A 12,305-nucleotide genomic window follows, 5' to 3' on the forward strand; every position below is an offset into this window, starting at 1 on the left:
ACCTGTAACAGAACAACCCGCCCCAGGGCTCGTGAGTGCCGCGACCGGATCATCCGGCCGCGACACTAACGAGCCCTGACTGCATTCCCCGGCTTTCGCAACTCGCCGTCGAGTTGCGGTAGTTGATCTCCGCAACGATCGCAACTCGCCGTCGACTTGCGAACGCCGACAGCAGTACTGAATCGGCGGACCCCTGGTCCGAATCATTCGTACCAGGGGTCCCCCGATACGAATGGGAGCGGACGCAGCGACCCGCGGCAGCCTCAGTGACCACATCGGCATCGGTGGCACCACCGCATGACGGGAGCGGCGCTCGGATCCGTACCGCGCGCCCCTCGCCGCCCCGGTCCTTGCTTCAGCAGACAGAAGCCCAGGCACCATGGCCCACTGAACCCTCGCTGCTTTCCCGGCACGATCGCAACTCGCCGTCGACTTGCGGAGGCCTACAGCGCTACCGACGTGGCACTCGGATCCGCGCCACATTCCTGCTGTTCTCTCAAAGCAGTGTTTTGGTTCCGCCGGTTGCAACCTGACCTTCCGGATCGCCCCGAAGGCCAAACTGACTGCCAAAGTGACCAACGTGCTGGCCGACTAGCCGGACGGGCCGTCGATAGTCACGAATCGTGACGAGGTGCCGTAGACTTCTCGGTGAGCAAGCAGGGCAGGCCCGAGAGGAACCGAATGAGTGACCAACCGGACAACGCCGGTCCCAGCACCGACTACGTCCGCGACCAGCACTACCTCACCACCCGCGTCACCACCGACGGCCGCGACGGCTACACGGTCGAACCGGGGCGCTACCGGCTCGTCATCGCGCGCGCGTGCCCGTGGGCCAACCGGGCCGCGATCGTGCGGCGGCTACTCGGGCTCGAACCCGTGCTGTCGATGGGGATCTGCGGGCCGACCCACGACGTCCGCAGCTGGACCTTCGACCTCGACCCCGGCGGCCGCGATCCGGTGCTGGGCATCGAGCGGCTACAGGAGGCCTTCTTCGCCCGCGATCCGGACTACCCGCTGGGGATCACGGTCCCGGCCATCGTGGACATCCCCACCGGGCAGGTCGTCACCAACGACTTCGCGCAGATCACCCTCGACCTGTCCACACAGTGGACGGCGCACCACCGCCCCGGCGCCCCGGACCTCTACCCCGAGCCGCTGCGCGACGAAATCGACCAGATCAACGCCGAGGTCTACGCCGACGTCAACAACCGCGTCTACGCGGCCGGGTTCGCCAAGAGCCAGGAAGCCTACGAGCGCGCCTACCACCGCTTGTTCTCCCGGCTCGACGTGCTCTCGGAGCGGCTCAGCACCCGCCGCTACCTGGTCGGCGACACGATCACCGAGGCCGACATCCGGCTGTTCACCACCCTCGTCCGGTTCGACGCGGTGTACCACGGCCACTTCAAGTGCAACCGCCAGAAGCTCACCGAGATGCCGGTGCTGTGGGCGTACACCCGCGACCTGTTCCAGACACCGGGATTCGGCGACACCACCGACTTCGCCCAGATCAAGGAGCACTACTACGTCGTGCACCGCGACGTGAACCCGACCGGCATCATCCCGGTGGGGCCGGACCTCTCCGGGTGGACGACCGCCCACCACCGGGAGGAGCTCGGCGGGCGTCCGTTCGGGGACGGGACCGCGCCGGGACCGGTCAGCCCCGGCGAAGAAGTGGTATAGACCGCACAGGCCCGCCGTGCCAGCGGCCGTTCGGTGCCGGCCCCGAAGATCGCCTACTGCTGAGCCAAGAGCGCCTTCACCGAGTCGACGACGACAGCCCGTCGGCGATCCGGTGTCGTCGGTTCGGTCACCACCGCGAACTCAGCCGTTCGCGCTCCCCACAGGTCGACCAGGTGCACGATGAGTGTCAGCAGCTCCGCGGCCATGTATCGGGTGGGGATCCCGCCCGCGGCCTGCGCCGCCGCAATGGCCGCTTCCTTGCCCCGCAGGCTGGCCACGACGACCTCGAGCGGATCGCTCAACCCTGTCCGTTCAAGGCGGTACCAGGCCAGCAGCCGGGGGATCTCCGGATGCGCTTCGTAACTGTCGAAGAGTTTGCCCGCGTACTCGGGCAGGTCCGAAGCGTCGATCGGGGACTCGCGGACATGGTCGAGACAGAGCTCGTTGAACACCGCATCGAACAGCCCATCCTTGCTCTGGAAGTAGTGGTAGATCTGCGCTTTGTTCGACCGGGCGTTCTCGGCGATCCGCTCGACGCGCGCGCCGGCGATGCCGAACTCGGAGAACTCGGCCATCGCCGCCTCGAGCAATCGCTTCTTCGTCGCTGCCGCGTCCCGTGCCATATGCACACTATAACGGACTAACCGTTCAGTTGACAAACCCGGAGACCGATGGTTGCCTGTGGACTAACCGGTTAGTGGACAGCGAGCCGGGACAGAGAGTGGGAAGGAACGTCATGTCGAAGGTTTTTCTCGTCACCGGCAGCGCACGGGGCCTGGGCCGTGACCTCTCCGAGGCGATCCTCGCCGCGGGGCACCAACTCGTCGCTGCCGCACGCAAGCCTGAGCAGCTCGACGACCTCGTGGTGCAGTACGGCGAGCGGATCCTGCCGGTCACCCTGGACGTCACCGACATCGACGCCGCCGAAGCCGCGGTGAAGGCCGCCCTCGGCAAGTTCGGCAGGCTGGACGTCGTGGTGAACAACGCGGGTTACGCCAACCTCGCCGCGGTCGAGGACATCACCGCACGCGACTTCCGCGAGCAGGTCGACGTCAACCTGTTCGGCGTCGTCAACGTCACCAAAGCCGCGCTTCCGGTCCTACGGGAGCAGGGCAGCGGCCACATCATCCAGGTCTCTTCGGTCGGCGGCCGGATCGCGACGGCCGGGCTGTCGGCGTACCAGGCCGCGAAATGGGCGGTCGGCGGGTTCTCCGAGGTGCTGGCGCAGGAGGTCGGCCCACTGGGAATCAAGGTCACCGTGCTGGAACCGGGTGGCATGCAGACCGACTGGGCCGGCGCGTCGATGGCCATCCCGCCGATCAGCGAGCCGTACGAGCAGACCGTCGGCCAGTTTGCGAAGCTGTTCCGCGGAACCACGGGCAGCGAGGCGGGCGACCCGGCCAAGGTCGCCCAGGTCGTGCTGACCGTCGCGGATCTCGACGAGCCGCCGCTGCGCCTGATGCTGGGCAGCGACGCCGTCAAGTACGCCGGAATGGCCCAGCAGGCACGCGCCGAGGACGACGCGAAGTGGCAGGACCTGAGTGTCTCGATCGACCACGACGACGCGTCGGCAGCCGCACTCGACCCACTGGGCACCGCCGACTGAGCGGGGACCGGTCCCCGCCCGGGCTGTTAGAACTGTTTCCGGACAGGGTGTTCCACCCCCGGAAGGAGCAAGCCGATCATGAAGAACCTCAACCGGATCACCGCCGTGACGGCGGCCGCAGTCGCCCTCACCTTCACCGGCGTGGGTGTCGCGTCCGCGGTCACCGGTTCCTACAGCGCTACGGCCACCGAGTCGAGCGTGTCGTTCGCCGTCTCGCAGGCGACCTTCTACGCGCAGAACCAGGGTTACGCGGCAGGTTTCCGGGTCGGCCAGTGCCCGGTGGGCTCGCAGAGCGTCCGGCCGTACGGTCCGAACTACATGGCCATCGTGTATGTGACGTGCTACCGATCCTCGTAACCACCTGCACGGGTCCACTCCCCCGTAACTCCACGTTCGGCTGCGCGACATCACCGCGGCGTAAAGAACAAGGTGTGGGGGCACGAAGGGGGACTCGGTGACCGATCCGTTGACGACGGCACTCGTGGCCGCACTGGGCGCAACGGTGTCCGCCCTACACCAGTGGGCGGTCGAGCGCGGTGCGGACAAGGTGGTGGCACAGCGACACAAGCGCGCCTTCGGTGACGTTGCGAAGGTGGTACGGGAAGTCGAGCAGGAGCTCTCCAGCCTGCGCCGGACGGAGTTCCGCGACGTCATGGACGACGAGTGGCAGGCGGCCCAGTTGACGGCGGCGCAGGCACTGGACGCGGCCGAGCTGACCAAGCTGGCCCGGACTGAGCCTGCCGTCCTCACCGCCCCGGGCCGCCTGCGTGCTCGGGTCCGCCGATCCGGCCGCGCGGCGCTCGCGTCCGCGGCCCTCGGCGACGGCGGGGTCGAGGTGTACGAACGGCTGCTGGACCTCGGCTGCGAGCGGTTGGCGCGGCAGATGCGGGGCATCGACGAGATCATGCGCACCGTGCAGGCCGACACCGCCACGCAGGTCGCCGAGCTCAAGGACAGTGTCAACGCGTTGGGGCGCAGCGTGTCGGACCGGGAACGGAACCGGACGGACGCCTTCGAGCACCACTACGTGTCGTACGTAGCCGCTGAGCATGCGACGTTCGAACTGTTCCAGGTCAGCGCCGGGCGAGCGCCGGCACGGCAGGAGTTCGCGGACTCCTATACCGTGCCGTCCATCGCCCGCCGTCAGCGGACACAGCCCGACCTCGCCCTCACGGGGGCCGGGGCGCAGGGCGCCCACGTGATCGCCGGGGCACCTCGGGTGCTGCTGCTCGGCGGCGCGGGCGCCGGAAAGACGACGTTCCTGCGCTGGCTCGCACACACCACCGCAGCCGAAGTCCGGGATCGCGGAGCGGACGCCAATTCTCCGTGGCAGGGCGTGGTGCCGTTCTTCGTGCCGCTGCGGCAGTTCACCGAAAGCGGCTTACCCGATCCCGAGGACCTCGTCCGAGTCGCGGCGCCCGCGCTGGCCGGCGAGAAACCGGATGGCTGGGTCAGTTCACTGCTGCGCTCGGGCCGGGCGATGCTGCTCGTCGACGGCGTCGACGAGGTGCTCTTCGCCGATCGCGAGCGCGTCCGGACCTGGCTGGCCGGGATGCTGCGCGGTTACCCGCTCGCCAGGTACGTCGTCAGCAGCCGCCCGTCCGCGGTCGACGGGAGCTGGCTCACTTCGGACACCGACGGGCTTCCCCGCTACGAACTGCTGCCGCTCAGCGGCAACGGACTCACCGCGGTGATCGGGCACTGGTTCGCCGCCGCGCGTTCACTCGAAGCCGACACGGTGCAGCGTGAGTGGCTGACCAGCTGCGAGCAGCGACTGAGCCAGACCCTGGCGACCAGACCCGACATCCGCGGCCTGGTCGCGAGCCCATTGCTGTGTTCGCTGCTCTGCGCGCTGTATCGACGCGAGAACATGTACCTTCCCCAGAGCCGCAAAGACCTACTCGACAAGGCGTTGGAGCTGCTGCTGAGCGAGTGGGACGGCCGCCGCGGCGTGCTCGTCGAGGACGAGCTGCGCATGTCGGACAAGGAGAAGATCATCCTCCTCGAACGCTTCGCCGCACCGATGGTGCGCAACTCCCAGCTACTCGTCACTCATGACGAAGCCGAGAAACGGTTCGCCCGCGCGATGTCCGGGCTGCGCTCACAGGGCGTCGAACCCGCGCTGGTGCTGCGGCACATGCTGGAACGCAGCGGGCTGCTCCGGCAGAACGACCTCGACGGCCGGATCCAGTTCGTCCACCGCACCTTCCGCGACTTCCTCGCGGCGGGCGAGTTCGTCAAAGCCGGGGAGCTGGGCTACCTCATCGACCACGCCCACGACGATTCCCTGCACGAGGTCGTGTTCATGGCCGCCGCGCAGGCCAGGGCCAGGGAAGCCGGCGACCTGCTGGCCGGGCTCCTCGAGCGGGCGAACAGCCGCGCCACCCGCAAGGACCCCGAAATCACCGACCGCCTCGAACTGCTCGCGGCGGCGTCGCTGGGCTACGTCGACGTCATCGATCCCGAGCACGTCCGGATCAAGGTGATGGCCGCCGTGCACCGGCTCATCCCGCCCGCCGGGTTCGACCAGGCGGAAATGCTGGCCAAGGCCGGTTCCTTCGTGCTCGACCTGCTCCCCGGCCCGCTGGAAATCGGCCGGTACAGCGAGGAAAGTGGCACTCGGGCCGATATCGCCGCCCGGGTCATCCGCACGCTCGCACTGATCGGTGGGGAAGCCGCCTGGGACAAGATCCACGCGTTCAGCGACACCCATCGCGGCGCCGTCATCGACGAGCTGCTCCGAGCGTGGCGGCAGAACGGCTACGCCGAGGAGTACGCCAGGACGCTGCTGTCCAATGTGGACTTCGGTGAGCTGGTGCTCGAGGTCCACCGCTGGGACGTGCTGATCCGCCTGCGGCACCTGCGGTCGCTGGCGTCGGTCCAGCTGATCGGCAACATCCCGCTCGACGACCGCGCTACCGGCCTTTACCCACTCGCAGAACTTCCTTCACTGCGCCACATCGAGATCAAGTCCAACGAGGTCGCCCGCGATCTCCACGGGCTGACGGGCTGCACGACTCTGCGTTCGGTGGAGGTTTCGGGGTACCACAACGCGATCGAGGACCTGTCCGCGCTGGCCGGCCTCGCCGTGACCGACTTGCGCCTGCTCACCGGCGGGCACGACGGCGCGGCGGTTCCCGCGCTGAGGACGCTCACCGGCGCGCCACTGCACCGGTTGCACATCCGCCATCCGGCACTCCACAGTGGACTCGCCGGACCCGGCGGCCTGCCTCACGACCTGCCGCTCACCGAACTCACCGTGGACATCCGGCTGGAAGACCGCAACCTGCTGGGCATCGGTCACTGGCCGCACCTGCACACCGTTACCGCCTACGGCGTTCCGCGTGCCGAGGAGGTCGAGGCCCTCGCCGAGCTACCCGAACTGCGCCACGTCGTCCTTCACCACGTACGCGACGCCGAGCAAGTGTCCAGACTTCGCGCACTCGTGCGAGTGCGTCTCACACTGTTCGATGTCCCCACAGAGGCCGAAAAAGCCGTCCGCGAGGCGCTGCCCGATGCCGAACTGCTCGTGAGCGTTCCAGCCGGTTAGAACCGGCGGGAACGCTCACGAGTCGTCGCCGATCTCGCGCACGAGGTCGATGGCTTTGGCCAGAGTGGACAACCGGGCATCGAAGCTGTCACCGGCGGGATACATCCGGACGATGTCCACGCCGGCGTCACGCCAGACGCGCAGGCGGTCACGGACCATCGGTTCGGTACCGATCAACGTCGTCCCGAGCACCATCTCATCGGTGACCAGCCCGGCCGCGCCGTCACGGTCGCCGCCCTGCCACCGCTCGCGCACCTCGGCCGCGACCTCGGCCCAGCCCTGCCTGCTGTAAGCCTTGTTGTAGAAGTTCGTCGACGCCGAACCCATACCACCCAAGCTGAACGCGAGCTCCTTCTTGCGGCCCGCGACCATCACCCGCAGAGCGTCCTCGTCGGCGGCGAACGCGACCTCGGCGCCCTGGCAGACGTCCAGGCCGGAACGCACCCGCCCGGCCTTGGCGAGACCTTCGTCCAGGTGCGAGAAGTACGCCTCCGCGGCGCCTTCGGGCACAAAACTGGTGCCCAGCCAGCCGTCGGCGACCTCGCCGGTCAGCCGCAGCATTGCCGGCGACATGGTCGCGAGGTAGATCGGGATGTCGTGCTCGGCGCGGAGGGAGAGCTTCATCGGCACCGCGTCGCCGCCGGGCAGCGGGATCTGGAACTGGCTGCCGGAGTAGGACAGTTTGCCGCCCTCGATCACCCGGCGCACGATTTCGACCGTCTCGCGGGTCCGCGCCAGCGGCTTCGCGAACGGGACCCCGTGCAGCCCCTCCATGACCTGCGGCCCGGACGCGCCCAGACCGAGCAGGAACCGGCCCTCGGACAGGTTCGACAGCGTGATGGCCGTCTGCGCGACCGCCACCGGCGTGCGCGTCCCGACCTGCATGATCCCCGACCCCAGCAGAATCCGATCGGTCCGCGCCGCGTAGTAGCCGAGCGCCGAAGGCGCGTCGGAACCCCAGGCCTCGGCCACCCAGCAGATGTCGAGGCCGAGCTTCTCCGCCTCGACGACGAAGTCCACCGGCTCACGCCACGTCGCGCCGCCCGACGCCTCGATCGTCGTCGCGGTGCGCATCAGGCCTCCGCCAGCTTCTTGATCTGCTCGATCGTGCTCGACATGTTCTTTTCGAACTCGCGCATCCGCACGAACACGATCTTTTCTTCCTTGTCCGGCATCCGGTCGATGGCCAGGGACAGCCCCGACCGGCCGGGTCCCATCTGCATCCATTCGACCAGCCGGGTGCCATCGCCGGATGGCTCGACGGTGTACCGCCAGATCGCGGTGGGCGCGTCGACATCTTCGACCGCCCAGGCGAACACCCGTCCGGGCTCGAACTCGATCACATGGGATGTAGTCGACCACTCGCCGAGCGCCTCGTGCTTGCTGTAACCGACGAAACGGCTGCCGACCGTCGGAGTACCCGCTTCGCTGACCCACTCCACGCGCTGCAGTTCGGAACTCAGGCTCGGCATCAGGTCGACGTCGGACACCAGCGACCACACCCGTTCGGGTGAGGCGTTGATCCACGTCCGGACCTCGACCGAGGGGGTATCCGCGTAGCGTGCGCCCGTCCACTCCATCGACGTCTGCCTCCTTGTCGCACCACCTGCACAAACAGGCCGTTGACCTCTAGAGTTGCGTAGATAGACCTACCGTGTCAAGGATACCCACCGAGCCGTGACGAGGTAGGTTGGCGGCATGATCGTTTTCCTGCACGGCGTCCCCGAAACGGCCGCCATCTGGCGCAAGGTCCGGGCCGCCATCCCCAGCGAGTCCGTCGCACTTTCCCTGCCCGGCTTCGGCACCGCCCGCCCGAACGGTTTCGGTGCCACCAAGGACGATTACGCTGCGTGGCTGGTCGCGGAGCTCAGCCAGTTCACCGAGCCAGTCGACCTGGTCGCGCACGACTGGGGCGCACTGCTCGCGTACCGCGTCGTGACCACCCACAGTGAACTCGTGCGCTCGTGGGTCGCGGACGTCGCCGCCGGCATCCACCCCGACTCCGAATGGCACGCCTTCGCCAAGATCTGGCAGACCCCCGTCGAAGGTGAGGCCTTCTTCGAAAAGCAGGGTGCAGCCGGGACTGAAGAAGTCGCCAAGCGGTACACCGCACTGGGGCTTTCCGAAGAGGACGCGCTCGAACTCGCGTCCGGTGGCGACGCGACGATGGCGTCCAGCATCCTCGACCTGTACCGGTCGGCCACCCCGAACCTCTACGCCGACTGGGGCCCCTTCAAGGCGCCGGGCAAGCCGGGCTTGGTGCTGCACGCGTCAGAAGACCACTTCAGCAATGAGGAACTGTCCAAGACCGTGGCCGCCGAGCTCGGCGCGAAGTACCACCGGTTCGACGGGATCGGCCACTTCTGGCCGTACCAGGCGCCGGAACTCGGAGCGTCGGTGCTCGAAGACTTCTGGTCTTCTGTGGACTAGCGCGCGGTGAGGCCGCCCCAGGACCAGCTCGGCACGCGCCGGGCGGCGGGGACGTCTTCAGGCATCGCGTACGACAGGACGTCGTCCACGGCCCATTGCATGTAAGCCCGCAGCGCGCCGCGGAACTCCGGATCCTCGGGGAGTTCCGCGTCGTCCGCGGCGCCGACGAAGCACTCGACGAATCGCCGACCCAGGTCGGTCATGTCGCCGTTGCCCGTGTGCATGACCACCATGGTCGAGTGGTCGCCACACGACTCGGAGTAGCGCGGCGGGCCACCCATTACTTCCGCCCAGTAGGCCGCCAGCCGTTCGACGTGCTGCGGGTGCTGGTCGGGATGGGAAAACGGGTGATTCAGTTCTGGGTCGGCCAAGCACCGGGCGTGATGGGCGGCGGCCAGCGCGAGGAAGGCCGACTCGCCGCCGGCGAACTCGAACAACGTAGGTCGCACCAGGTCAGCGTGGCACACGGGGTTCATGAACACCATCCGCCGCCCGTTCCCGGACAGTCGAGCCGCGACGGCCGGGCCGCGACAATCCGGTACTGTCGGCTTTTCGGAGTGGGAGCACCCTTCGGCTTCCCGAAAGGCGCGCATGTCGACTTCCTTGTCACCGCAGTCCCTTACGCGCATCGTCATCACGCTCCGCGCAGCCGGCTGCGTTTTCGCTGAAGACGAGGCGCAGCTCCTCGCCTCCGCGGCGCGAACCCCGGTCGAGCTCTCCACCATGGTCGAACAGCGAGTGGCGGGCCTACCACTCGAAGTCATCGTCGGCTGGGCGGAGTTCTGCGGCCTGCGGATCTTCGTGGACCCGGGCGTCTTCGTCCCGCGCCGCCGCACAGAGTTCCTGGTACGGGAAGCCGCCGCCCTGGCCCCAGCCGGAGCCGTCGTCGTCGACCTGTGCTGCGGCACCGGCGCTGTCGGCGCCGCGCTGGCCGCGACCGTCGACGCGGCCGAGGTGCACGCCGCCGACGTCGAACCCGCCGCCGTCCGTTGCGCCCGCCGCAACCTGACCGGCGTCGGCACGGTGTACGAAGGCGACCTCTACACCCCACTACCCGCCGCGCTCCGCGGCCGCGTCGACATCCTCGCTGTCAACGCACCCTACGTCCCCACCAACGCCGTCAGCCTGATGCCGCCCGAAGCCCGCCTCCACGAACCGCTCGTAGCCCTCGACGGCGGCGCAGACGGCCTCGACGTCCAACGCCGAGTCGTCGCCGAGTCGTCACAGTGGCTCGTACCAGGCGGCCATCTCCTGATCGAGACAAGCGAACGCCAGGCACCTCACACCGCCGAAGCCTTCTCCCGCAACGGCCTGACCCCGCGCATCACCACCTCCGAAGACCTCGACGCCACGGTCGTCATCGGCACCCTGGCCACCGACTGACGAGCAGCGCGGTCTGCGGCGCGGTCAAGGCTGAGTGGCGGCTCGGCGGCGAGTTGCGAGCCCTGATGTCGTTTCTACTGAAGCAAAGACAGGGGGCGTGGGGTGCACGCGGTACGGATCCGAATGCCGCATCCGTACCGCTGTGTCGCAACTCGACGGCGAGTTGCGATCGCTCTGCCGGGATCGCGCCAGCGTCATAGTCGGACCGGACAAGCCTTTCCGCTCCCGCCTACTGAAGCAAGGACCGGGGCGGCGAGGGGCGCGCTGTACGGATCCGAGCGCCACATCCGTACCGCTGCGGCACCACCTGGTGCCGGATGTGACCATAGAGGCTGCTGAGGCTCGCCGCGTCCGCTGCCATTCGAATCGGGGACCCCCGGTACGAATCATTCGTACCAGGGATCCCCCGATTCAGTAGCATCGCGGGCATTCGCAACTCGACGGCGAGTTGTTGTTGTGCCGTGAATGCAGTCAGGGCTCGTCAGTGTCGCGGCCGGATGATCCGGTCGCGGCACTCACGAGCCCTGGTACGGGGTCGGTATTCTGTTACACGTGCATGGTGTTGCGCCTGGGTCTTCGAAGCGGATCGAGATAAGCGGGCGGGATGAAGTCCGGTCTCCCGTCACCGCCCATCCGAACTTCCCAACCACCACAATGCACCAATCTATGGTGACGCCAGCACAGTAGGGTGAGATTTTCGAAATTAGTTTGGCCACCATCCGCCCAAAAAACAATGTGGTGACCCTCAGTGTGTTTAGCGTGTTTATTGCAACCGGGGAAGGCGCATCCGCGGTCTCGCATGACGAGTCGGCAGCGTTGTCCGGTGGTGATGATGCGCTTCGATCGACCCAAGTCCATCGGCTCACTATCCATGCCGAGAACAGCGGGAATGAGCTTGCAGTCACAGGCGAGCATCCGAGCTTCGGCAGCGCTGATCACGCCGCCGTAGTCGAGCATCGCGGTCCCGATCCCGGACTTCAGCGTCTCGAAGTCCACGGTGACCGCCACATGGACACGGTCACCACCATGGGTGGGCATCTTGTCCACGGTCATCGCGAGGCGGACCAAGTCAACCAGGGCGTCGGCTTGGCGTTCCCATTGACTGCGGGTGTCGCGGCCTTCCTCTTTCGTCGAGTGCGGTTTCGCCAGTGGGTCGAGGGCGGCGCGGAGTTGGGCGTAGGCCAGGTTGTCGAGCTTGCCTTTGAGCGTCGCGGAGCCGTCGCGGTGCTCCTGGAACGCCAGCTCCCGCTTCGGTCTCTCCGGCGGATCCTTCGGCTCCGGCCCATCGGGATCGAACGTGTTCAGGAGCCGGTCACCGGCTTTACGGACCTCGAGAGGTGTCGCCTGCCGGGCGAGGTCGACGAGGATCTTCTCCGCACCCGCCCGGTCCCGGTCGGACACAGTTGGGGGCATCTTGATCATCGTGTTCACGATCTCATCCACATGCGCGGGAGTGATCTCACCTGCGCGTGCCGCGAGACCGGCCAACGGTGCGATCGCGGGGACCTCCGTCCCGCCCAGGGTGCTGGAGGAGTTCACGGCCTTACCCCGGATCACGATCCGCTTCGCCGCCGCCGGGCCGATCTGAGTGACATCATCCAACCACAGTGCCGTGTTCAGATACTGGTAGACAACCTTCACACCCTCGGTCTCCAC

At 67.6% G+C, this 12,305-nt stretch carries 11 protein-coding genes; 6 read left to right on the forward strand and 5 right to left on the reverse strand.

Annotated features, from left to right (window positions below):
• Positions 1-681: 681 nt before the first annotated feature.
• On the forward strand, positions 682-1,680 hold the full coding sequence (locus JWQ81_RS11415; protein WP_297540440.1) for a glutathione S-transferase C-terminal domain-containing protein: 999 nt from the start codon (positions 682-684) through the stop codon (positions 1,678-1,680).
• Between the two features lie 53 nt (positions 1,681-1,733).
• On the opposite strand, the gene JWQ81_RS11420 is transcribed toward JWQ81_RS11415, so the two are convergent.
• Entirely contained in the window at positions 1,734-2,303 is a 570-nt protein-coding gene (locus JWQ81_RS11420) for a TetR family transcriptional regulator (RefSeq protein WP_297540442.1), read from the reverse strand.
• A gap of 113 nt (positions 2,304-2,416) precedes the next feature.
• Between JWQ81_RS11420 and JWQ81_RS11425 the strand changes: the two genes are divergently transcribed.
• The 3 genes from JWQ81_RS11425 to JWQ81_RS11435 all read left to right on the forward strand — a co-directional run bounded on the left by JWQ81_RS11425 (position 2,417) and on the right by JWQ81_RS11435 (position 6,836).
• Entirely contained in the window at positions 2,417-3,286 is an 870-nt protein-coding gene (locus JWQ81_RS11425) for an SDR family NAD(P)-dependent oxidoreductase (RefSeq protein WP_297540444.1), read from the forward strand.
• A 78-nt stretch (positions 3,287-3,364) separates the two neighbouring features.
• Positions 3,365-3,643 (forward strand): hypothetical protein, encoded by a 279-nt coding sequence (locus JWQ81_RS11430; protein WP_297540446.1) that lies wholly within the window; start codon positions 3,365-3,367, stop codon positions 3,641-3,643.
• Between the two features lie 97 nt (positions 3,644-3,740).
• A complete protein-coding gene (locus tag JWQ81_RS11435) occupies positions 3,741-6,836 on the forward strand; it encodes an NACHT domain-containing protein (protein ID WP_297540448.1) in 3,096 nt (1,031 codons plus the stop codon).
• Between the two features lie 15 nt (positions 6,837-6,851).
• On the opposite strand, the gene JWQ81_RS11440 is transcribed toward JWQ81_RS11435, so the two are convergent.
• Positions 6,852-7,910, reverse strand: a complete 1,059-nt coding sequence (locus JWQ81_RS11440; RefSeq protein WP_297540451.1) for an LLM class flavin-dependent oxidoreductase — start codon at positions 7,908-7,910, stop codon at positions 6,852-6,854.
• Positions 7,910-8,416 carry an SRPBCC family protein gene (locus JWQ81_RS11445; RefSeq protein WP_297540453.1) on the reverse strand — a complete coding sequence of 169 codons (507 nt, stop codon included), beginning with the start codon at positions 8,414-8,416 and terminating at the stop codon, positions 7,910-7,912. The genes JWQ81_RS11440 and JWQ81_RS11445 overlap by 1 nt, the downstream gene beginning before the upstream one ends.
• A 118-nt stretch (positions 8,417-8,534) precedes the next feature.
• Between JWQ81_RS11445 and JWQ81_RS11450 the strand changes: the two genes are divergently transcribed.
• Entirely contained in the window at positions 8,535-9,266 is a 732-nt protein-coding gene (locus JWQ81_RS11450; protein ID WP_297540456.1) for an alpha/beta hydrolase, read from the forward strand.
• On the opposite strand, the gene JWQ81_RS11455 is transcribed toward JWQ81_RS11450, so the two are convergent.
• Entirely contained in the window at positions 9,263-9,715 is a 453-nt protein-coding gene (locus JWQ81_RS11455) for a group II truncated hemoglobin (RefSeq protein WP_297540458.1), read from the reverse strand. The two genes, JWQ81_RS11450 and JWQ81_RS11455, sit on opposite strands and share 4 nt — an antisense overlap.
• A 142-nt stretch (positions 9,716-9,857) precedes the next feature.
• Between JWQ81_RS11455 and JWQ81_RS11460 the strand changes: the two genes are divergently transcribed.
• Positions 9,858-10,649: a putative protein N(5)-glutamine methyltransferase gene (locus JWQ81_RS11460; RefSeq protein WP_297540460.1), complete on the forward strand. Its 792-nt coding sequence runs from the start codon at positions 9,858-9,860 to the stop codon at positions 10,647-10,649.
• Between the two features lie 546 nt (positions 10,650-11,195).
• Here the strand turns inward: JWQ81_RS11460 and JWQ81_RS11465 are convergent.
• On the reverse strand, positions 11,196-12,305 hold a 1,110-nt coding region (locus JWQ81_RS11465; protein WP_297540462.1), incomplete at its 5' end, for an HNH endonuclease signature motif containing protein.

It is taken from the genome of Amycolatopsis sp., assembly GCF_025464955.1.
Lineage (GTDB): Bacteria > Actinomycetota > Actinomycetes > Mycobacteriales > Pseudonocardiaceae > Amycolatopsis.